The organism is Bradyrhizobium sp. WSM1253, assembly GCF_000244935.1.
Lineage (GTDB): Bacteria > Pseudomonadota > Alphaproteobacteria > Rhizobiales > Xanthobacteraceae > Bradyrhizobium > Bradyrhizobium canariense.
The window spans coordinates 4,604,810-4,626,587 of record NZ_JH600073.1; the positions used below are offsets into that span (position 1 = coordinate 4,604,810).

The 21,778-nt window shown below is 66.0% G+C and carries 15 protein-coding genes; 12 read left to right on the forward strand and 3 right to left on the reverse strand.

Annotated elements, in window-relative coordinates:
* Positions 1 to 58: 58 nt before the first annotated feature.
* From ubiE to BRA1253DRAFT_RS23270, 12 genes are all read left to right on the forward strand, one after another.
* Positions 59 to 820, forward strand: a complete 762-nt coding sequence (ubiE, locus tag BRA1253DRAFT_RS23215) for a bifunctional demethylmenaquinone methyltransferase/2-methoxy-6-polyprenyl-1,4-benzoquinol methylase UbiE (protein ID WP_007598374.1) — start codon at positions 59 to 61, stop codon at positions 818 to 820.
* Complete coding sequence (gene ubiB, locus BRA1253DRAFT_RS23220; protein WP_007598375.1) at positions 817 to 2,391, forward strand: 2-polyprenylphenol 6-hydroxylase; 1,575 nt, start codon at positions 817 to 819, stop codon at positions 2,389 to 2,391. Before ubiE ends, ubiB begins: the two co-directional genes overlap by 4 nt.
* A gap of 56 nt (positions 2,392 to 2,447) precedes the next feature.
* Positions 2,448 to 3,911: a bifunctional phosphopantothenoylcysteine decarboxylase/phosphopantothenate--cysteine ligase CoaBC gene (gene coaBC / locus BRA1253DRAFT_RS23225; RefSeq protein ID WP_007598388.1), complete on the forward strand. Its 1,464-nt coding sequence runs from the start codon at positions 2,448 to 2,450 to the stop codon at positions 3,909 to 3,911.
* Positions 3,908 to 4,366 (forward strand): dUTP diphosphatase, encoded by a 459-nt coding sequence (dut, locus tag BRA1253DRAFT_RS23230; protein ID WP_007598390.1) that lies wholly within the window; start codon positions 3,908 to 3,910, stop codon positions 4,364 to 4,366. Before coaBC ends, dut begins: the two co-directional genes overlap by 4 nt.
* A gap of 376 nt (positions 4,367 to 4,742) precedes the next feature.
* Positions 4,743 to 7,247 (forward strand): PAS domain-containing sensor histidine kinase, encoded by a 2,505-nt coding sequence (locus BRA1253DRAFT_RS23235; protein WP_007598392.1) that lies wholly within the window; start codon positions 4,743 to 4,745, stop codon positions 7,245 to 7,247.
* Positions 7,244 to 8,776, forward strand: a complete 1,533-nt coding sequence (locus tag BRA1253DRAFT_RS23240) for a bifunctional tRNA (adenosine(37)-N6)-threonylcarbamoyltransferase complex ATPase subunit type 1 TsaE/phosphotransferase (RefSeq protein ID WP_007598393.1) — start codon at positions 7,244 to 7,246, stop codon at positions 8,774 to 8,776. The genes BRA1253DRAFT_RS23235 and BRA1253DRAFT_RS23240 overlap by 4 nt, the downstream gene beginning before the upstream one ends.
* Before the next feature lie 129 nt (positions 8,777 to 8,905).
* Positions 8,906 to 9,223 (forward strand): PilZ domain-containing protein, encoded by a 318-nt coding sequence (locus BRA1253DRAFT_RS23245; RefSeq protein ID WP_007598394.1) that lies wholly within the window; start codon positions 8,906 to 8,908, stop codon positions 9,221 to 9,223.
* A 124-nt stretch (positions 9,224 to 9,347) separates the two neighbouring features.
* Positions 9,348 to 10,070, forward strand: coding sequence for a nucleotidyltransferase family protein (locus tag BRA1253DRAFT_RS23250; RefSeq protein WP_007598395.1), 723 nt, complete (start codon positions 9,348 to 9,350; stop codon positions 10,068 to 10,070).
* A gap of 219 nt (positions 10,071 to 10,289) precedes the next feature.
* Positions 10,290 to 13,436, forward strand: coding sequence for a double-strand break repair protein AddB (gene addB, locus BRA1253DRAFT_RS23255; RefSeq protein ID WP_007598396.1), 3,147 nt, complete (start codon positions 10,290 to 10,292; stop codon positions 13,434 to 13,436).
* On the forward strand, positions 13,430 to 16,939 hold the full coding sequence (addA, locus tag BRA1253DRAFT_RS23260; RefSeq protein ID WP_007598397.1) for a double-strand break repair helicase AddA: 3,510 nt from the start codon (positions 13,430 to 13,432) through the stop codon (positions 16,937 to 16,939). Before addB ends, addA begins: the two co-directional genes overlap by 7 nt.
* Positions 16,940 to 17,002: 63 nt before the next feature.
* On the forward strand, positions 17,003 to 17,323 hold the full coding sequence (trxA, locus tag BRA1253DRAFT_RS23265; RefSeq protein ID WP_007598398.1) for a thioredoxin: 321 nt from the start codon (positions 17,003 to 17,005) through the stop codon (positions 17,321 to 17,323).
* Between the two features lie 145 nt (positions 17,324 to 17,468).
* The gene (locus BRA1253DRAFT_RS23270; RefSeq protein WP_007598399.1) at positions 17,469 to 18,482 is read left to right on the forward strand and encodes an ATP-dependent DNA ligase; all 1,014 of its coding nucleotides are present in this window, start codon (positions 17,469 to 17,471) and stop codon (positions 18,480 to 18,482) included.
* Positions 18,483 to 18,583: 101 nt separating this feature from the next.
* Here the strand turns inward: BRA1253DRAFT_RS23270 and BRA1253DRAFT_RS23275 are convergent, their stop codons facing one another.
* The 3 genes from BRA1253DRAFT_RS23275 to accD form a co-directional block, all read right to left on the reverse strand.
* Positions 18,584 to 19,324: a metallophosphoesterase gene (locus BRA1253DRAFT_RS23275; protein WP_007598400.1), complete on the reverse strand. Its 741-nt coding sequence runs from the start codon at positions 19,322 to 19,324 to the stop codon at positions 18,584 to 18,586.
* Positions 19,325 to 19,426: 102 nt separating this feature from the next.
* Entirely contained in the window at positions 19,427 to 20,770 is a 1,344-nt protein-coding gene (locus tag BRA1253DRAFT_RS23280; protein ID WP_007598401.1) for a folylpolyglutamate synthase/dihydrofolate synthase family protein, read from the reverse strand.
* Positions 20,767 to 21,708 (reverse strand): acetyl-CoA carboxylase, carboxyltransferase subunit beta, encoded by a 942-nt coding sequence (gene accD, locus BRA1253DRAFT_RS23285; RefSeq protein WP_007598402.1) that lies wholly within the window; start codon positions 21,706 to 21,708, stop codon positions 20,767 to 20,769. Before accD ends, BRA1253DRAFT_RS23280 begins: the two co-directional genes overlap by 4 nt.
* Positions 21,709 to 21,778 lie beyond the last annotated feature (70 nt).

Consider the following 21,778-nt stretch of genomic DNA (forward strand, 5'->3'; position numbering starts at 1 on the left):
GCGGTGTGATAGCGCCATTGCGGCGGGCGCGCTATGGTCCGCCTCGTGGAGTAGAGTAATGGATCGGCCGGGCGAAACCACGCATTTTGGCTTCAGGGACGTGCCCCTGGGCGACAAGCAGACGCTGGTGAACGATGTGTTTCACAGCGTGGCGTCGCGCTATGATTTGATGAACGATTTGATGTCCGGCGGCCTGCATCGGGTCTGGAAGGACATCATGATCACCGCGCTCGACCCGCCGCGAGGCGACCGGCCGTTCGCGCTGCTCGACGTCGCCGGCGGCACCGGCGACATCTCCTTCCGCGCCGCCAACGCCGCAGGCCCCGGCTTCCATGCCACCGTCTGCGACATCAATTCCGGGATGCTGGAGGTAGGCCGCGAGCGCGCCGCCAAGCGGCATCTCGAGACCCAGGTCGATTTCGTCGAAGGCAATGCCGAAGCGCTCGCTTTCGCCGACCGCAGCTTCGACGCATATACGATCGCTTTCGGCATTCGCAATGTGCCGCGGATCGATCTCGCGTTGGCCGAAGCCTATCGCGTGCTCAAGCCAGGCAGCCGCTTCCTCTGCCTGGAATTCTCCACCGTCGAGATGCCCGGGCTGGATCGCCTTTATGACCTGTTCTCGTTCAAGGTGATCCCGCCGCTCGGGCGCATGATCACGGGTGACGCCGAGTCCTACCAATATCTGGTCGAGTCGATCCGCAAGTTTCCAAGACCCAACGCCTTCGCCGACATGATCCGTGACGCCGGCTTCGCCCGCGTGAACTGGCAGATATTGTCCGGCGGCATCGTCGCACTGCATTCGGGCTGGCGTTTGTGATCTCTGCCATAACCCATAGTGCGCGCCTGATGCGCGCCGCGTTCGTCTTTGCGCGCGAGGGCGTGTTCGGCGCCGTCGATCCGAGCCTGGTGCCGCCGCCCGGGCAGCTCGCGCTGAAGCTTGCGCGCATCATCGAGCGGCGCGGTCCGAAGCACGGCCCGCGGCTGTCGCGTGCGCTGACCCGGATGGGCCCGGCCTATCTCAAGCTTGGGCAATTTCTGGCGACCCGCCCCGACGTCGTCGGCGTCATCATGGCGCGCGACCTCGAAAGCCTTCAGGACCGCCTGCCGCCGTTCTCGCAAGCCGAAGCGGAAGCTGTGATCGCGACCTCGCTGGAACGGCCGCTGACCGATGTGTTCGCGAGCCTCAGTGCGCCGGTCGCAGCCGCCTCGATCGCACAGGTACATCGCGGCGAAGTCCTGCGCGACGGCATCCGCAAGGCGGTCGCCGTGAAAGTGCTGCGGCCCAACGTGGCCGCACGCTTCCGCCGCGACCTCTCCGACTTCTTCTTCGTCGCATACAAGGCCGAATCCTATTCGTCCGAGGCGCGGCGCCTGCGCCTCATCGAGGTCATCAACACCATGTCGCGTTCGGTCGCGATGGAGATGGACCTGCGCCTCGAGGCCGCGGCGCTGTCGGAAATGGCGGAGAACACGCGCGACGATCCTGATTTCCGCGTACCGACCGTCGATTGGGACCGTACCACGCATAACGTGCTGACGATGGAATGGATCGACGGCATCGCGCTGAACGATCACAAGCGCCTGGCAGAATCGCAGGTCGACCTGCCCGATCTCGGCCGCAAGGTGATTCAGAGCTTCCTGCGCCACGCGCTGCGCGACGGCTTCTTCCATGCCGACATGCACCCGGGCAATCTGTTCCTGGATGACGCGGGTCGCCTCGTCGCGGTTGATTTCGGCATCATGGGCCGGCTCGGCATGAAGGAGCGGCGCTTCCTCGCCGAAATCCTGCTCGGCTTCATCACCCGCGACTATCGTCGCGTCGCGGAAGTGCATTTCGAGGCGGGCTATGTGCCCGCGCATCACTCGGTCGAGAACTTCGCGCAAGCGATCCGCGCCATCGGCGAGCCCATTCACAACCGCACGGCGGAAGAGATCTCGATGGCGCGGCTGCTGACGCTGCTGCTCGAGGTCACCGGCCTGTTCGACATGACCACGCGGCCCGAGCTGATCCTGCTCCAGAAAACCATGGTGGTGGTCGAGGGCGTGGCACGCGGCTTCGATCCCAAGCTCGACATCTGGAAGGTCGCCGACCCCGTGGTGCGGGAATGGATCGAGCGCAATCTCGGCCCGATCGGCCGGGTCCAGGGCGCGATCTCCGGGACCGGCGATCTCGCGCGCATCCTGATGCGTCTGCCTGACATCGCCGAGCGCTCGGTTGCGGTGCTCGAACAGCTGGAGACCATGACCCGGGAGGGCATCCGGCTGTCGCCGGAGAGCATCGCGGCGATGGGCCGCAGCGAGGGCCGCAAGAACCGTTGGCGCACCGTGGCGCTCTGGATCATTGCCGCGACCTTCATCGGCATCCTGATCGCCGTCCGGAATCTTTGATTGCAGTGCAATCACACAAATGATAGCATCGCTATCATTTGTGCTGGAGGGGCGTCATGGCGAGCCTGACCATTCGCAAGCTCGATGAAGGCATCAAAACTTACCTCAGGCTGCGCTCGGCCAAGAACCGCAGGTCGGTCGAGGAAGAGGTCCGGGTCATCCTCGGAGAGCTGATCGAAGGCCGTGAGGAGCCCCTGACGCCGTTCACGGCGCCGCCCGCGGCCTTCACCACCCCGATTCCTCAACGCACCGGCGCCGTTCCAGAAGCCAGCGTCACCCTGATCATCGGAGGCGGGATCGCGGCGTACAAATCGCTCGACCTGATTCGAAGGCTCAAGGAGCGGCGGATCGAGGTCCGCTGCGTGCTGACCAAGGCGGCGCAGCAATTCGTCACCGCGCTGGCCGTGAGCGCGCTCTCGCACGAGCGCGTCTACACCGACCTGTTCGATGCCCAGAGCGAGTTCGACGCCGGTCATATCCGGCTGGCGCGGGAGTGCGACCTGATCGTGGTGGCGCCTGCGACCGCGGATTTGATGGCCAAGATGGCCAACGGCCATGCCGACGATCTCGCCAGCGCCATCCTGCTCGCGACCAACCGCAAGGTCCTGCTCGCGCCGGCCATGAATCCGCTGATGTGGAACAACGCGGCGACGCGGCGCAATGTCGCGCAGCTTCAACGCGACGGCGTGATGTTGATCGGGCCGAATTCCGGCGAGATGGCGGAAGCAGGTGAAGCCGGCATCGGCCGCATGTCCGAAGCGATCGAGATTGCGACCGCCGCCGAGCGGCTGCTGCGGCCGCCGGTGCCGCGCCCACTCGCCGGCAAGCGCGTGCTGATCACCGCAGGCCCGACCCACGAGCCGATCGACCCGGTGCGCTACATCGCCAACCGATCCTCCGGCAAGCAGGGTTTTGCGATCGCCGCCGCCGCACAGGCCGCGGGCGCTGAGGTGATCCTGGTCAGCGGCCCGGTCGATCTCAGCGATCCCCAGGGCGTGACGGTCAAGCATGTGGAATCGGCGCGGCAGATGCTGGAGCAGGTGCAGGCCGCGCTTCCCGCTGACATCGCGATCTTCGCCGCCGCAGTCGCCGACTGGCGGGTCGTCAATGAAGGCGAGCAGAAGCTGAAGAAGACCTCGGCCGGCATGCCGCCGCTCCAGCTGGTCGAGAACCCCGATATCCTCGCGACGATCTCGAAACTGACCGACAAGCGTCCGCCACTGGTGATCGGCTTTGCCGCCGAGACCGAGCACCTCATCGACAACGCGAAGTCGAAGCTTGCCCGCAAGGGCTGCGATTGGATTGTCGCCAACGACGTCTCTCCCGCAACCGGCGTGATGGGCGGGGACCGCAACACCGTGCACCTCATCAGCCGTAACAATGGTGAGAAGAACGATAAGAAGGATGGCGAGATTGCAGTTGATTCCTGGCCGGCGATGACCAAGGAACAGGTCGCCATTGAACTGGTCGCGCATATCGCAAAGAGCGTGACCGGCAAATCCCGGGAGCCCGCATCTTGAGCACCAAAGTCACCGTCGAACTGCAACGCCTGTCCCACGCGGAAGGGCTGCCGCTGCCGGCCTATCAGACCAATGATGCCGCCGGTCTCGATCTGATGGCGGCGGTGGCCGAGAACGAGCCGCTGACGCTTGCGCCCGGCCAATATGCGCTGGTGCCGACGGGCCTCGCGATAGCGTTGCCGCCCGGGTACGAGGCGCAGGTGCGGCCGCGTTCGGGCCTTGCCGCCAAGCACGGCGTCACCGTGCTGAACTCACCGGGCACGATCGACGCGGACTATCGCGGCGAGATCAAGGTGATCCTGATCAATCACGGCCAGACCGCCTTCGTGGTCAAGCGCGGCGAGCGCATCGCACAGATGGTGATCGCGCCAATGGTGCAGGCCGCGCTGGTTCCCGTGGCGACCCTGTCCGCGACCGACCGCGGTGCCGGCGGATTCGGCTCGACCGGCCGCTAAGACGGGGTGAGCGTTGGGTGTGCACCTCTCCCGCTTGCTTGCGGGAGAGGTCGCGCCGAAGGCGCGGGTGAGGGTTCTATCCTCTGGGGGATTGTCCCGTTGCCGAGATACCCTCTCCCCAACCCTCCCCCGCGAGCGGGGGAGGGAACGCACCGGCTTCGCGGTAAGCTCCGCATGACGCGCGATCACACGGCAATTCCACTCGAATCACCCGAGGAACTACGTGAATTGGAACACCGCGCCCCGCATTTTTTTGGGGTCGCCGTTGCGTTCACGGTCTGGACTCTTACCGGTGGAGTCACGGTGAGGGTATTGTCGTTTGATTCGCGCGCGACGGGGGTCGCCGCGCGCAAATTCGTGCGATCTTGGGGCAACTATGTCAGGCGTGATCGTGTCGATGCGTCGGACGCTGCTGTCGTGCACATCGCTCGTGCGCAACGGCTTGTTGGGAAGCGCTCTCGCAGCGCTGCTGCCGGCTGCGCCGGCTGAGGCCGCCGACCTCGTCGACACACTCTCAGCATTGCTGGATTTCAACCGGCAGGAGCTCGCGGTGCTGGCCACCGCGCTGGCCTTGCTCGGCTTCTCGGTGGTCGCCGCGATCCTCCTGATGCGCACGCGCGTGCGCACGGCGAAGAATGAGGCGCGGCTGCGCGCCCGGATCGGGGAACTCCAGCTCCAGGCCGACCGCTTCGGCGCACTGCTGTTCGCCGAGCCGCAGATCCTGATCTCCTGGCCGGCCGGCGACAATCGCGCGCAGATCTCCGGTGACATCTCCATGGTGCTGCCGCGCGACTCCTCTCCACAGCGCGTGCTCGCGTTTGGAACCTGGTTGCCGCCGGAACCGGCGCTCCGGATGGATCACGCCGTCGATGCGCTGCGCGACCGCGGCGACGGGTTCCAGCTGACGCTCACCACCGCGCATGGCCACACGCTGGAGGCTATCGGCCGCGCCATCGGCGGCCAGGCCATCGTCAGGATTCGCGAGCTCTCAGGGCTCCGCCGCGATCTGGCCGAGACCAATCTGCGTTACAAGGCCCTCTCCGACGAGACGGAAATGCTGCGCGGCTTCGCGACCGCCGCACCCTGGCCGATCTGGGCCAAGGGCGAGAACGGCGCGCTGGCTTACGCCAACCCCGCCTATGTCCGTGCGACCGAGGCGGCCAGCATCACCGACGCCCAGGAGCGCAAGCTCGAGCTGCTCGACAGCGCCGACCGCACCGCGATGGAGCGGGGGCTGAAGGAAACGGCCAATTTCACCTCGCGCCTGCCGATCGTGATCGGCGGCGAGCGGCGCATCTACGACGTGCGCGCCGTCAATGTCGGCGGCGGCAATGTCGGCGTTGCCATTGATGCCAGCGAAGCGGATGCCTTGAGCTCGGCGCTGGTGCGGATGGCGGAAGCGCATCGCCGCACGCTCGACCAGCTCTCCTCCGGCGTTGCCGTGTTCGACGGCCAGCGCCGACTGGCCTTCTACAATGATTCCTACCGTCAGCTGTGGGACCTCGACCGCAGCTTTCTCGACGCCAACCCTGACGATTCCAGCGTGCTCGACAAGCTCCGCGCCGCGCGCAAATTGCCGGAGCAGCCGGACTTCCGCGCCTGGAAGGCGAAGCTGCACGAGGCCTATCGGGCGGTCGAGGCTGCCAAGGACACCTGGTACCTGCCCGACGGCCGCGCGCTCTCCGTCGTCACCACGCCGAACCCCGAAGGCGGCGTCACTTATCTGTTCGACGACGTCACCGAGAGCCTCGAGCTCGCCCGCCGCTTCGACGGCATGATCCGGGTCCAGCGCGAGACGCTGGACAGCCTCGCCGAGGGCGTCGCGGTGTTCGGCAGCAACGGCAAGGCGCAGCTGTTCAACCCGGCCTTCGTCCGGATGTGGAAGCTGTCCGCTGACGCCATGCGCGACGAGCCGCACATCCAGACGGTCGAGGGCTGGTGCCATCAGCTGTTCGACGACGCGATCGTCTGGCGCCAGATCCGCGAGGCTGTCACCTCGATCGAGAGCCGCGCCGACGTTCCGCTGAAGCTGGAGCGCAAGGACGGCAGCGTGCTCGACGGCATGATCCGGCCCCTGCACGACGGCGCAACGATGCTGACGTTCCAGGACATCACCGACACCGAGAACGTCGAGCGCGCGCTGCGCGAGCGCAACGAGGCGCTGGAGGCCGCCGACCAGATGAAGGTGGATTTCGTCCACCATGTCTCCTACGAGCTGCGCTCGCCGCTCACCACCATCATCGGCTTCGCGCATTTCCTCAGCGATCCCTCGACCGGGCCGCTGACGCCGAAACAGGCCGAATATCTCGACTACGTCACCAAATCGACCAATGCGCTCCTGGCGCTGACCAACAACATCCTGGATCTCGCCACCATCGACGCCGGTGCCATGAAGCTGGAACTCGGCCCGGTCGACGTCAGCAAGACCATCGAGCTTGCCGCCGAGGGTCTCCAGGACCGGCTCGCCACCGACCGCATCCGCCTCAAGGTCGAGATCGCGCCCGATGTCGGCAGCTTCACCGGCGACGAGAAGCGCGTGGTGCAGGTGCTCTATAACCTCCTTGCCAATGCCGTCGGGTTTTCTCCACCGGATTCCACCGTCGGCATCAGCGCCCGCCGCACCGAACGCAGTGTGGTCTTCACGGTGACAGATTCCGGGCCTGGAATACCTGCCGACATGAAGGACAAGGTGTTCAACTGGTTCGAGAGCCGCTCGCAGGGCTCGCGTCATCGCGGCGCCGGGCTCGGCCTGTCGCTGGTGCGCTCCTTCGTCGAGCTGCATGGCGGCAACATCCGGGTCGATTCGATCGTGGGCAGGGGCACGGTCGTGATCTGTGATTTCCCGACCGACCAGGCGGCGCATCGCGACGCCGCCGAATGACTGCGCCAGCCACATTCTGCGTCGCGCTCCACAACGAGACGGCCACTGCGCAACTGATGGCCGACCTCGCGCTGCTGGTCGGCCCCGGCGACGTCATCACGCTCACCGGCGATCTCGGGGCCGGCAAGACCGCGGCGGCGCGGGCCATGATCCGCTACCTCGCCGGCGACGATGCACTGGAAGTGCCGAGCCCGACCTTCACGCTGGTGCAGGGCTACGAGCTGCCGCCATTCCCGGTGATGCATGCCGACCTCTACCGCGTCGAGGACGAGAGCGAGCTCGAAGAGATCGGGCTGTCGCCGCTGCCGGAAGCAACCCTCGTCCTGATCGAATGGCCGGAGCGCGCGCCCTCGGCGATGCCTCAAGACCGCATCGACATCGCGCTGACGCACCGGCCGGCACTGGGCTCGAACGCACGCGCCGCCGACATCACCGGCCATGGCAAGGCTGCCGCCATCGTCGCGCGGCTAAAGGCGCTGCGAGAATTCCTCGATGCATCCGGCTACATGGAGGCAACGCGCAAGCGGATGGCAGGCGACGCCTCGACGCGCTCCTATGCGCGGCTGCTGCGCGACGACGAGATCGTCATCCTCATGAACTCGCCGCAGCGCCCGGATGGCGCTGCGATGTACAACGGAAAATCCTACAGCGCCGCGGTGCATCTCGCCGAAAACATCAAACCCTTCGTCGCCATCGATGAGGGCCTGCGCGCGCAGGGAATCTCCGCGCCCGCGATCCATCATTCCGACCTCGACCACGGATTCCTGATCAGCGAAGACTTCGGCAGCGAAGGCGTGATTGAGGGCGATCCGCCCCGCCCGATCACCGAACGCTACGAAGCCGCCGTCGATTTGCTAGCCGTGCTGCACGGCAAGACGCTGCCGGAGACGCTGCCGCTCGGGGGGCAGACCTACGCCATTCCCGTCTTCGATACCGAGGCACTGCTGACCGAAATTGGGTTGATGCCGGAATGGTACCTGCCCGATCGCAACGCGCCGCTGGACGACGGGAAGCGCGCCGAATTTTTCGCGATGTGGCGCGAGCTGCTGCAGAAGCCGCAGTCCTCGCCGAAGACGTGGATCATCCGCGACTATCACTCGCCGAACCTGATCTGGCTCGGGAATCGCACCGGCATCGAACGCGTCGGCGTGATCGATTTCCAGGACACCGTGCTGGGGCCGCAATCCTACGACGTGGTGTCGCTGCTCCAGGACGCCCGCATCGATGTGCCCGAGGCGATCGAACTGACGCTGCTGTCGCGCTACATCAAGGCGCGCCGCGCCAGCGCCGCGAGCTTCGACGCGGCCGGCTTCGCGGAGCTCTACGCCATCATGTCGGCGCAGCGGAACACGCGTCTGCTCGGCACCTTCGCCCGCCTCAACCGCCGCGACGGCAAGCCGCATTATCTGCGTCACCAGCCGCGGATCTGGACCTATCTCCAGCGCTCGCTGGCGCATCCCGCGCTCGCCCATCTGCGCGACTGGTATCTCGCCAATGTCCCGCCACCCCAAAGGCCGGCCCAAGGCTGAGGCCCAAGGCTGAAAAGGCTAGCAGGGGCGGAAAAGGCTGATTCGGGGCCCGATTTACCGGCTGTTAGCCAAGACACCGGTAATCTAGCGGCGAGGCAGCCGGATGATTACGGGGCTGGAGCAGGGCAGATGGCGGTGAAGACGGACCAGCGCGGCAACAGCCGGGTTGTTTTCGAACGCGGGATCGCGGCCCAGATGATGGGTATCGACGGCACCTGGCGCCGCGACTGCACCATGGAGGACGTGTCCGACAGCGGCGCCAAGCTGACCATCGACGGCTCGGTCGAAGGCCTGCATCTGAAGGAATTTTTTCTGCTGCTGTCGTCCACCGGACTTGCGTACCGACGCTGCGAGCTCGCCTGGGTCAATGGCGACCAGATCGGCGTCAACTTTCTCAAGCTCGGCGACAAGAAGAAAAAGACGCGTTCCACATCCATCGGGGCGTAACGGCAACACCCGTCGTACAAGCGTCACGGCAGGTGGTTAAGGCGATTAAGACGCGGTGCGGTCAGTCGAACCTCGTGTTAGGATTGCTGCGAACGCGAAATCAGTAGGTCTGAGAAAGCGAAGGATGTCCGTCAAACCGACCAAAGCCATGGTGCTCGCCGCAGGGTTCGGCCTGCGCATGCGTCCGTTGACGGACAAGATGCCGAAACCGATGGTTCCGGTGGCCGGCCAGCCGCTGCTCGACCACGTGCTCGACAAGCTCGCCCACGCCGGAGTGAGCGAGGCGGTGGTCAACGTGCACTATCTGCCGGACCAGATCATCGATCACACCGCATCCCGCCAGCATCCGCGCGTGACCATCTCGGACGAGCGCAACCAGGTGCTCGGCACCGGTGGCGGCGTGGTCAAGGCACTGCCGCTGCTCGGGGACGCACCGTTCTTTCACGTCAATTCCGACACGCTGTGGATCGACGGCGTGCGCTCGAACCTGACGCGGCTCGCCGAAAACTTCGACCCTGAGCGCATGGACATTTTGCTGCTGATGGCGCCGACGGCGACCAGCATCGGCTATAGCGGCCGCGGCGATTACGGCATGCTGGCGGACGGCGCCCTGCGCAAGCGCAAGGAAAAAGAGGTCGTTCCGTTCGTCTATGCCGGCGCGGCGATCCTGTCGCCGTCGATCTTCGCCGATGCCCCCACGGGCGAGTTCTCGCTGACCAAGATGTTCGACCGTGCCAACGAGCAGGAGCGGCTGTTCGGCCTTCGCCTCGACGGCGTCTGGATGCATGTCGGCACGCCTGATGCCGTCCACGCGGCCGAAGAGGCGTTTCTGGAGAGCGTGGCGTAGGGCCGCTCTCGCGCACGGTGCCGTAGGGTGGGCAAAGCGAAGCGTGCCCACCATCTAAGCTGAAATTCGCGGAAACATGGTGGGCACGGCGCGTTGCGCCTTTGCCCACCCTACGGCACCTGTTCTGGTCCGGCGAACAGCGGGGACTATCTCCCTCCACCCATATCCATTTGAGTCCGCCTCCCTATATTGGCGCCTGATTCCCGAATCAGGCAGCTCATGCGCGTTTTCAGCGTTCCCATCTCAGTTCCGTTCCTGCGCACCGTCGTCTCCAGCCTGCTCGACGGCCGGCTGGTCGAGGGCTTTGAGGCGCGCAAGGAACCGGCGCGGCTGGCGGACGCCACGCTGTACCTGCCGACACGGCGCGCCATGCGCGTCGTCCGCGAGATCTTCCTCGACGAGATGAAGGCGGATGCGGTCGTGCTGCCGCGCATCGTCGCGCTCGGCGACATCGACGAGGATGAGCTCGCTTTCGCCGATGAGGGCGAACAGTTTTCCGGCGCAACGCCGCTCGACATTCCGCCGCGGCTCGGCGAGCTCGAACGGCGGCTGACACTGGCGCAGCTCGTCGCGGCCTGGGCCAAGGGCCCGGTGCTGTCTCCGCTGGTCGTCGGGGGCCCCGCCTCGACGCTGGCGCTGGCTTCCGATCTCGCGCGTCTGATCGACGACATGGTCACGCGCGGCGTCGACTGGAGCGCGCTCGATGGCCTCGTACCTGATATGCTCGACCGGTACTGGCAGCACTCGCTTGAATTTTTGCGTATCGCGCGCATCGCTTGGCCGGGTCATCTCGCCGAAATCAAACGCATCGAGCCCGCTGCCCGCCGCGACCTCCTGATCGATGCCGAAGCCAAGCGGCTGACCGCGCATCACCAAGGCCCCGTGATCGCGGCCGGTTCGACCGGCTCGATGCCGGCCACGGCAAGATTTCTCCATGCAGTCGCCTCGCTGCCGCATGGCGCCGTGGTGCTGCCCGGCCTCGACACTGATCTCGACGACGATGCATGGCGCAGCATCGGCGGCGTACGCGATTCGCTCGGCAAGTTCGCTGAGCACCCGGTCTCGAACCATCCGCAATATGCCATGCACGCGCTGCTGGATCGGTTTGGCATCAAGCGCAGCGACGTCGATAGTCTCCAGCCACCGGCGGAAGGCGGTCGCGATCTGCTGGCGTCGGAATCGATGCGGCCCTCGGCCAAGACCGAGATATGGCACGACCGGCTGAAGCAGCCGGATGTGGCCGCGAAGATCACCGGCGGCATGAAGAACCTCGCGGTTGTCGAAGCCCCCAACCCGGAAATGGAAGCGCTCGCCATCGCCATCGCGATGCGCGAGGCGCGGCACCTCGACAAATCCGCGGCGCTGGTCACGCCCGATCGCGCGCTGGCGCGGCGGGTGATGGCTGCGCTGACACGATGGGATCTCGCATTCGATGATTCCGGCGGCGATGTCCTGATGGAAACCGCCGCCGGCGTCTTTGCGCGACTGACAGCGGAGGCTGCGACCAAGGGATTGGAGCCGCCGACGCTGCTGGCGATGCTGAAGCATCCGCTATGCCGGATCGGCCGGGCGTCTGGTGCATGGAAGGCGGCGATCGAAGACCTGGAGCTCGCTTTGTTGCGCGGCACGCGCCCGCCCGCGGGCACCGCCGGCCTGTTGCGCGAATTCAATCGCTTTCGCGAGGAACTGGCAAAGCTGTGGCGCAGCGAGGTCTCCGCGCTGCACAAGGCCGAGCCGCGTGCACGTCTCAAGGCCGAAGACCTCGATCGCATTCAGGTGCTGATCGATGGCTTACGACAAGCCTTGGCGCCGATCGAGAGTCTTGCATCATCAAGACCATATGACTTCGCCGAACTCGCGCATCGGCATCGCGAGATCATGATCGAGCTGTCGCGCGACGAGCAGGGCATCCCGCTGGCGTTCGAGGAGCGCGAAGGCCTCGCGCTCGCGAGCGCCTTCGACGATCTCCTGCGCGGCGGCACGACCAGCGGATTGATGGTCACGCTGCCCGACTACGCAGACGTCTTCCAGACCGCGTTCAGCGATCGCGCGGTGCGGCGGCGGGACAGGCCGGGCGCGCGCTTGCAGATCTACGGCCCGCTGGAATCGCGCCTGATGCAGGCCGACCGCATCATCGTTGGCGGCCTGATCGAGGGGGTCTGGCCACCGGCGCCGCGGATCGATCCGTGGCTGAGCCGACCGATGCGGCACCAGCTCGGCCTCGATCTGCCGGAACGCCGCATCGGCCTCTCCGCCCACGATTTTGCGCAACTGCTCGGTGGCGACGAGGTCATCCTCACCCACTCCGCCAAGGCCGGCGGTGCGCCGGCGGTCGCCTCGCGCTTCCTGCATCGGTTAGAGGCGGTCGCGGGCGATGCGCACTGGAAGGCCGCGATTCGCGCGGGCGAGAAATACGTGCGGTTCGCAGCCGCGCTGGACCAGCCCGACGAGGTGAGACCGATCAAGCAGCCCGAGCCGCGACCGCCCCGCGCGACCCGGCCGCTCAGGATGTCTGTGACCGGGATCGAGGACTGGCTGCGCGATCCCTATACGATCTACGCAAAACACATTTTGCGGCTCGACGCGCTCGATCCCGTCGACATGCCGCTGTCGGCCGCCGACCGCGGCTCGGCAATCCATGATGCGCTCGGCGAGTTCACGGAACGCTACGCCACCGATCTGCCAGATGATCCCTCACGCGTGCTGCGCGCGATCGGCGAAAAATACTTTGCGCCATTGATGGAGCGACCCGAGGCGCGGGCGCTGTGGTGGCCGCGCTTCCAGCGCATCGCGCGCTGGTTCGGCGAATGGGAGACGGCGCGGCGCGGCGCGATCGAGGTGATCACCGCGGAAACCCGCGGCGAAATCTCGATCCCGCTCGACCATGGGCGCAGCTTCCGTCTCTCCGCTCGCGCCGACCGCATCGAACGGCGCCAAGGCGGCGGCTACGCTATCCTCGACTACAAGACCGGCCAGCCACCGACCGGCAAGCAGGTCCGCATGGGCCTGTCGCCGCAGCTCACGCTGGAAGCCGCGATCCTGCGCGAGGGCGGTTTTCCCGACATCGATGCTGGTGCGTCCGTGAGCCAGCTCGTCTATGTTCGCCTGAGCGGCAACAATCCGCCGGGCGAGGAGCGCGTTCTCGAGCTCAAGTATAGGCAAGGCGACGAGCCGCAGCCGCCGGACACCGCGGCTGCTGAGGCCAGGGCCAAGCTCGAGGCGCTGATTCGCGCCTTCGACGACGAGAACCAGCCCTATACCTCCTTGAACCTGCCGATGTGGACCAACCGCTACGGCGCCTATGACGATCTCGCCCGGATCAAGGAATGGTCCGCGGCCGGTGGATTGGGGATCGAGGAATGGTGAAGGCACCGCGCCCCATCCCGGATGAGTTGCGCGCGCGACAGGCGCGCGCATCGGATCCGACCGCGTCGGCCTTCGTGTCGGCCAATGCCGGCTCGGGCAAAACGCATGTGCTGGTGCAGCGCGTGATCCGCCTGCTGCTCTCGGGCGTGCCGCCGGAAAAGATCCTCTGCATCACCTTCACCAAGGCGGCTGCCGCCAACATGGCCGAGCGCGTGTTCACCACGCTCGGGCATTGGGTGACGCTCGACGACACCGCGCTCGATGCGGCGATCCGTGACGTCGGCATTCCCCATCCGGACCGAAAACTGCGGCGCGAAGCGCGCAAGCTGTTCGCCTGCGCGCTGGAGACGCCGGGCGGGTTGAAGGTGCAGACCATCCACGCGCTGTGCACGCGCCTGCTCCAGCAGTTTCCGTTCGAGGCCAATGTCCCCGCGCGCTTTGCCGTGATCGACGAGCGCGACCAGACCGACATGATGGAGCGCGCCAATCTGAAGGTGCTGCTGGAGGCCGCGCGCGACCCTGAAAGCATCACCGGCCGCGCGCTGCAGACCGCGATGGCGAGCGCCGCCGACGTCACCTTCAAGGAGGTCGTGCGCGAGGCATGTCTCAGCCGCGACCACTTCATGGCCTGGACCGATGAGGCCGGCAACGCCGAGGCCGCTGCTGCGCAGATGGCGGCCGTGCTGGGCGTGGACGCAAACGACCGCATCGAGGATGTCGAGACGGAGATTCTCGACGGCCCGTATCTGCCGCGATCGCGCTGGGACGACATCGCCTTCGCGCTGGAAGACGGCAGCAAGTCCGACAACGACCAGGCCAGCCGGCTCCGCGAAGCAAAGGCGTTTTCCGGTGCCGCGCAGGTCGATGCCTATCTCTGCGTCTTCCTGACCGACGAAAAGCTGCCGCGCAAGGCGGTGCTGACCAAGAAGTTCGGCGAGCAGAAACCATCCGTCGCCCGCCTGTTCGAGAACGAGGCGCAACGCCTGGCAGGATTGATCGAGAAGCGCCGCGCGGTGACCATGCGCGACCGCAGCGCGGCCCTGCTGCATATCGCAACCGCCGCCGCCGCAAACTACCGTCGCGAGAAGCAGGAGCGCGGCCTGCTCGACTATGACGATTTGATCGACAAGACGCTGGCGATGCTCGACCGCGTTTCCTCGGGCTGGGTGCATTACAAGCTCGACCGCGGCGTCGATCACGTGCTGATCGACGAAGCCCAGGACACCAGCCCGCGGCAATGGGACATCGTCGCGCACATCATCTCGGAATTCACCGCCGGCGAAGGTGCGCGCGAAGGCCTGAATCGCACCGTCTTCGCTGTCGGCGACGAGAAGCAGTCGATTTTCTCCTTTCAGGGTGCTCAGCCCCGGGAGTTCGACGCACGCCGACGCGAGCTGCACCGCAAGTTCACGGCGGCCGGACTGAAATTCGATCCGGTCGCCTTCACCTATTCGTTCCGCTCCGGCGCCGCGATCCTGCATTCGGTGGACCACGTCTTCCGCGAGCCCGCGATCTACAAGAGCATCCATTCGCTCGAGACCGGTCATCCCCTGCACAACGCTCTCGGCGATGCAGGTCCCAGCGTGATCGAGCTCTGGGACCTTGCGGAAGCCGACGACAGGCAGGAGATCGAGGGCTGGCGCGCGCCGTTCGACGGCGTCGCCGCCACCAGCCCAGAGGTGAAGCTCGCGCGCCGGATCCAGACCGAGATCAAGCGGCTGGTCGAGAGCGGCACGCTGACGGGCCACGAGGGCGAGCGGCGTCCCCTGCGTTATGGCGACATGCTGATCCTGGTGCGCCGCCGCGGCAACGCGTTCGATGCAGTGATCCAGGCGCTGAAGCACGCCAACGTTCCGGTCGCCGGCGCCGATCGGCTCAAGCTCACTGAGCACATCGGAATCATCGACCTAATGAATCTTGCGGACGCGCTGCTGCTGCCGCAGGACGATCTCGCGCTCGCGGTGGCGCTGAAGAGCCCGCTGTTCGGGCTCGATGACGACGATCTGTTCCAGCTGGCCCATGACCGCAAGGGATCGCTGCGCCGCGCGCTCGGCGAACATGCCCCGACAAGCGAGACATTCACTGCGGCGTTGCGACGCCTCGAAGCCTGCGAAACCCGAGCCCGCGAGGAGACGCCGTTCGCCTTTTACGCCTGGTTGCTCGGGGGCGACGGCGGACGCGCGCGCATGCTGCGCCGGCTCGGCCATGAGGCCAATGACGCGCTCGATGAGTTCCTGGAGCTGGCGCTGAATTACGAGCGCAAGGCGCCGGCCTCGCTGCAGGGTTTCATGGCCTGGCTGCGCTCGGCCGATACTGAGGTGAAGCGCGACATGGAGATCTCGCGCGACGAGGTGCGGGTGATGACCGTGCACGGCGCCAAGGGCCTGGAGGCCTCGGTCGTGTTCATGGTCGACACCACATCGTCGCCCGCGGATTCGCAGCGGCTCCGGCTGATCCAGGTCCCGCGCGGCAATGGCGGCGAGGTGGTGGTCTGGGCCGGACGCAAGGCGGACGATCCCAAGCCCGTCGCCGACGCCCGCAAGGCGATGCTCGAGGAGACCGAGGACGAATACCGCCGCCTGCTCTACGTCGCGATGACGCGCGCCGCCGACCGGCTCATCGTCGGCGGCTGCATGCCCGGCAACATGAAGACGGTCCGCAAGCTGAGCTGGTACGATCTGGTCGACACCGGGCTCGCCGGCTCGGGCCTGGCGAAAGAGACGATCGAGACGCCGCTGGGAAAGGTAACGCGCTTCTCCCGACCGGAGGATGTCGTGGCGCTGGGCACGCCCGCGATCTCGTTGGACCAGACGACCGCGCTCCCGGTCTGGCTGCGGACGCCGGTACCGCCCGAGACCATCGAAGACGATCCGGTGCGCCCCTCCGGCCAGCCGTCCGGGGAAGGCCGCACCGTGCTGTCGGGCGAATCAGTGCAGTCCCGCGCGCTCGCGCTGCAACGCGGCACGCTGGTGCACCGGCTGCTGCAATCGCTCCCCGACATCCCCACCGAGCGTCGGCGCGAGGCCGCGCTCGGCTTCATGGCGCGCAATGCCGCGGACTGGGCGGAGGCCGACCGGGCCGCGCTGGCCGACAAGGTGCTCGCCTTGATCGCCGAACCACGGTTTGCCCCCGTGTTTGCCGCCGGCAGCCGGGCGGAGGTCGCGATTGTCGGCAGGCTGGAACGGCCGGGCCACGCTCCCGCGCTGGTGTCCGGCCAGATCGACCGGCTGGTCGTTCGGCCGGATGAGGTCTTGATCGTCGATTTCAAGACCAATCAGGCGGCTTCCAAGAGCGCCCATGCGGCGCCCGCCGCCTATGTCCGGCAGCTGGCGCTGTACCGGGCGGTGCTATCGAGGCTTTATCCCCAAAAGCCGATCCGCGCCGTCCTGCTCTGGACCGAGGCCCTTGAATATATGGAGATTTCGGCTCCCGCGCTGGACGCGGCGCTGGCATCTCTTCATCTCGGTGTGAGCGTCCTTGACCCGGCAAGGAGCCATTCATAGGTTGACGCCATGATCTCGGGCGCGATTCCCGTCGCGCCCTTCTCTCAGGTACGAGGTACTCCCATGGCCGTTGGTAAGGTTTCTGACACCGATTTCGAAGCCGAAGTGCTCAAGGCAAACGGCCCCGTGGTCGTCGATTTCTGGGCCGAATGGTGCGGCCCCTGCCGCATGATCGCACCCGCGCTCGACGAGATCGCCGGCGCGATGGGCGACAAAGTCAAGATCGTGAAGCTCAACGTCGACGAGAGCCCGAAGACCGCGTCGAAATATGGCGTGATGTCGATCCCGACCCTGATGATCTTCAAGGGCGGCGAGATGGCCTCCCGCCAGGTCGGCGCGGCGCCGAAGGCGAAGCTGCAGCAGTGGATCACTTCCGCGGTCTGATCCGGCTCGCACAAGAATATTTTTGGAAACGGCCGGCGAAAGCCGGCCGTTTTGCGTTGATGGGACATGTCCAGCGTATGATGAGTCCCGCCTGTTGCCTCCTCCTCCCGCAAAGTGCGCGCGAAAATCGACGTCCCTCGTGGCGATGGAGGCGCGCTCGGTCGACGAGATCCCGCGCGGCAAGGAGTGGCAATACGAGCCGAAATGGGATGGCTTCCGCTGCCTGCTGTCGCGCAACGGCGGCAGCATTGATCTGCGCTCGAAATCCGGTGAAGACCTCGCGCGCTATTTCCCTGAGATCGTCGCCGCGGCGCTGAAGCTGAAGGCGGATCGCTTCACGCTCGACGGCGAGATCGTCGTGCCGCACGGCAAGGGATTTTCCTTCGACGCGCTCCTGCAACGCATTCACCCTGCGGCGAGCCGCGTGAAGAAGCTCACGGAGGAGACGCCGGCGCTCTATCTCGCTTTCGATCTGCTTGCGACGGCCCGGGAGAAACAACTTGCCGAGCAGCCGCTGAGCGAACGACGGCCGGCGCTGGAAGCGTTTGCCAAGGCCCATCTGAAAGGCAGCATCTTCCGCCTCTCACCGGCGACCACGAGCTACGCCATTGCGAGGAAATGGCTGGCGCAATCCGGCGGCGGCTCGGACGGCGTCATCGCCAAGCGCATCGACCTGCCCTACCAGGCGGGAAATCGCGACGGCATGCAGAAGATCAAGAAATTCCGCAGCGCCGATTGCGTGGTCGGCGGCTTCCGCTATGCCACCAACAAGATCGCCGGCCGGAAGGTGGTGGGATCGCTGCTACTCGGACTCTATGACGACGAAGGTCTCCTGCATCATGTCGGCTTCACCTCGGCGATCAAGGCGACGGACAAGCCCGGTCTGACCGATCGGCTGGAGGCGCTGATCGGCGAGCCGGGCTTCACCGGCAACGCGCCGGGCGGGCCGAGCCGCTGGTCCACCGAGCGCTCGGCCAAGTGGTGTCCGCTCAAGCCGAAGTTGGTGATCGAGGTTTGCTACGACCATTTCAGCGGCGAGCGCTTTCGCCACGGCACCTCGATTCTGCGCTGGCGTCCCGACAAGGCCCCGCGGCAATGCAGCTTCGAGCAGCTGAAGCAGAAGGTGGCCGATCCGATGAAGCTGTTGAAACAGCCGTAACCGGTAGCCCGGATGGAGCGCAGCGTAATCCGGGGCCGTCGTCATTTGTGGCACGATTCCTGGATTGCGCTTCGCTCCATCCAGGCTACGAGGCGACGGCGCTAGGCAATCCATCCCGTCGCCAGCGCGTTCGCCAGCTCCGGCTGGCCGTTGCGGCGAGCAAGCGCGGCCATCGCCTCATGATCGTAGACGACATGGTGGAACGTGACCTGCCAGGCACCATCGGCCAGCTCGAGGATCGCGTAACGCGCGTGCGGCGTACCGGCCTCCACGACATGCGGGAACGGATGCTTGTCGCGATAGCCGGGGCTGCCGACGCTGCCGGGATTGACGATCAGCCTTCCATCTCGAAGTCGCACGGCACGGGCGAGATGGGTGTGGGCGCACAGGATCAGCGATTGCGTGATGCCTTGCGCAAATTGCTCGATGCGATCGAGCGGCGACAGCGCCACCGCGCCGTCGGGATGCACGGTATCGAGCCAATAGACTTCGTCACTGTCGGGCGTCGCGTGGCAGAGGAACACCTGCTCGCGAAAGACGCGCGTCATCGGCTGGGCACGCAGCCAGTCGAGTTGCGCGGCGTCGAGCGCTGCATGGGCCGGACGATCCCACGAACCCATCTTCTCCGGAGGACGGTCGAGCAGATAGCGGTCGTGATTGCCGAGCACGTGCACGGCATCGAGCTGCATCAGGATTTCGATGGTCCGGCCGGCATCGAGCGGACCGCTCAGCATGTCGCCGAGATTGACGATGTCGGAGACGCCTTGCGCGCGGATGTCGGCGAGCACAGCTTCCAGCGCGAGGTAATTTCCGTGGACGTCGGCAATCGCTGCAAAACGCATGGGTCTTCCTGTAGCCCGGATGGAGTGAAGCGTAATCCGGGGCCTTTGTCGCTTTTGGTACAATCCCGGATTGCGCTTCGCTCCATCCGGGCTACCCAACCTCTATGCAGGAGGCGTGCCGTTGATGGCGAGCACGTGGCCGGCGAGATAGAGCGAGCCGGTGATCAGGATGCGCGGCGGCACTTCGTAGGCGAGCTTCGCCAAGGCGCGCAGTGCGGCCTCGACGCCGGGCGCGGGCTCGACGCGCATGCCGAGGCTGCGGGCGGCATCCGTGAGGCGGTCGACCGGCATCGCGTTGTCGGTGTCGGGAATCGGCACCGCGATGATGTGACGGGTCAAACCGGCGAAATTGGCGAGAAAAGCCTGCGCGTCCTTGTTGGCCATCATGCCGGCGATCACGACCAGCGGCCGCGACACCCGCTCTTCGAGATCGCCGAGCGCGGCCGCCGCAACGCGGCCGCCTTCCGCATTGTGGCCGCCGTCGAGCCAGATCTCCGAGCCCTGCGGGCCGAGAGCGAGCAACTCGCCCGAAGCGATGCGCTGCATCCGTGCCGGCCATTCCGCACCGACGATCCCGGCCTCGAACGCCGCTTGGTTGATCTTGAAGGCGTTGGTGGCCCGCAGCGTTGCGATGGCGAGACCGGCATTGTCGAACTGGTGGCGACCGAACAGGCGCGGCGCTGTGAGATCCATCAAGCCGCGCTCGTCGGAATAAACCAGGCGCCCGTGCTCGACGTTGACATGCCAGCTCTCGCCCGCGGCAAACAACGGCGCCCGCATGCGCTTGGCCTGCGCCTCGATCACGGCCATCGCCTCACCCGGCTGCTCGGCGCACACCACGGGCACGCCCTGCTTGATGATTGCAGCCTTTTCGCCGGCGATCGACGTCAAAGTATCGCCGAGGAAATCCATGTGGTCCATGCTGATAGGCGTGATCACGCAGGCCGCCGGCGCGTCAACCACATTGGTTGAATCAAGCCGGCCCCCAAGGCCGACCTCCAGCAGAACCACATCGGCCGGGTTCTGCGCGAACAGGTGAAATGCAGCCGCCGTCTTGAGCTCGAACAGGGTGGCCGGCTCACCGGCATTGACACGCTCGACCTCTTCCAGTGCCGCGCGCAACTCGTCGTCATCGACCAGCACGCCGCCGCCGACGCGGCCGAGCCGGAAACATTCGTTGATGCGAACGAGATAGGGCGATGTGTAGGCGTGGACGCGCAGGCCTGCGGCTTCCAGCGTCGCGCGCAGATAAGCCAGCGTCGAGCCCTTGCCGTTGGTACCGGCGATGTGGATCACCGGCGGCAGCTTGCGCTCGGGGTGACCGAGCCGCTCGAGCAGGCGGTGCATCCGATCCAGCCCGAGATCGATGCGTTTCTGATGCAGGGCCGACAGCCGCCCGATCAATTCGCCGAGCGGCGGCTTTGCGCTGTCAGAGGAAGCGTTCACGCGTGCGGCGCGGCCGGCGCCGTTTCGGGAGCCGATACGATCTGCGCCGGGCTCACGACCGGCTGCACCGGTTTGGATCCACTCTCCAGCGCCGGCGCCCTGGTCAACAGACGGCAGAGCCGCGCCAGGGTCGGGCGCAATTCGTGGCGATGCACGACCATGTCGACCATGCCGTGCTCCTTGAGATATTCGGCGCGCTGAAAACCCTCGGGAAGTTTTTCGCGAATGGTCTGCTCGATCACGCGCGCGCCGGCAAAACCGATCAGCGCACCGGGCTCGGCGATCTGCACGTCGCCGAGCATCGCGTAAGACGCGGTGACGCCGCCGGTGGTCGGGTTGGTCAGCACGACGATGTAGGGCTGTTTCGCTTCACGCAGCATCTGCACCGCGACCGTGGTGCGCGGCATCTGCATCAGTGACAGGATGCCTTCCTGCATGCGCGCGCCACCACTGGCGGCGAACACGATGAAGGGTGATTTCTTCTCGACCGCAAGCTCGAGCCCGCGCACGATGGCTTCGCCCGCGGCCATGCCGAGCGAGCCGCCCATGAAGTCGAAATCCTGCACGGCGACGACGACGGCGGCACCTTCGAGTTTGCCGTAGCCGACCTTGATCGCGTCGTTGAGGTTGGTTCGCGCGCGCGCATCCTTGATGCGATCCACGTACTTCTTCTCGTCACGGAACTTGAGCGGATCGGGCGTGACGTCAGGCAGCGCGACGTCGTACCAGGTCTCGTTGTCGAAAATCGACTTCAGACGCGCCACCGCGTTCATGCGCATATGATAGTTCGAGCCGGGGATGACGAACTGGTTGGCCTCGACGTCCTTGTAGAACACGAGCTGTCCGGAATCCGGGCACTTGATCCACAGATTCTCCGGCGTCTCCCGCCGCAGCATGTTGCGGATCTTCGGCCGGACCACATTGGTAAGCCAGTTCATGGTTTGCTCCGATGTGCGATCCCGCCTGGGGACCGCCTGAAGAGATATATGGCGGCCGGGACCCGGCCCG

Excerpts from the sequence above, each read along its gene's own strand:
- addA (WP_007598397.1), top strand. The coding sequence starts at position 13,430 with ATGGTGAAGGCACCGCGCCCCATCCCGGATGAGTTGCGCGCGCGACAG.
- accD (WP_007598402.1), bottom strand. The coding sequence starts at position 21,708 with ATGAACTGGCTTACCAATGTGGTCCGGCCGAAGATCCGCAACATGCTG.
- BRA1253DRAFT_RS23270 (WP_007598399.1), top strand. The coding sequence starts at position 17,469 with ATGGAGGCGCGCTCGGTCGACGAGATCCCGCGCGGCAAGGAGTGGCAA.
- ubiE (WP_007598374.1), top strand. The coding sequence starts at position 59 with ATGGATCGGCCGGGCGAAACCACGCATTTTGGCTTCAGGGACGTGCCC.
- addB (WP_007598396.1), top strand. The coding sequence starts at position 10,290 with ATGCGCGTTTTCAGCGTTCCCATCTCAGTTCCGTTCCTGCGCACCGTC.
- BRA1253DRAFT_RS23240 (WP_007598393.1), top strand. The coding sequence starts at position 7,244 with ATGACTGCGCCAGCCACATTCTGCGTCGCGCTCCACAACGAGACGGCC.
- BRA1253DRAFT_RS23250 (WP_007598395.1), top strand. The coding sequence starts at position 9,348 with ATGTCCGTCAAACCGACCAAAGCCATGGTGCTCGCCGCAGGGTTCGGC.
- coaBC (WP_007598388.1), top strand. The coding sequence starts at position 2,448 with ATGGCGAGCCTGACCATTCGCAAGCTCGATGAAGGCATCAAAACTTAC.
- BRA1253DRAFT_RS23245 (WP_007598394.1), top strand. The coding sequence starts at position 8,906 with ATGGCGGTGAAGACGGACCAGCGCGGCAACAGCCGGGTTGTTTTCGAA.
- BRA1253DRAFT_RS23275 (WP_007598400.1), bottom strand. The coding sequence starts at position 19,324 with ATGCGTTTTGCAGCGATTGCCGACGTCCACGGAAATTACCTCGCGCTG.
- BRA1253DRAFT_RS23235 (WP_007598392.1), top strand. The coding sequence starts at position 4,743 with ATGTCAGGCGTGATCGTGTCGATGCGTCGGACGCTGCTGTCGTGCACA.
- trxA (WP_007598398.1), top strand. The coding sequence starts at position 17,003 with ATGGCCGTTGGTAAGGTTTCTGACACCGATTTCGAAGCCGAAGTGCTC.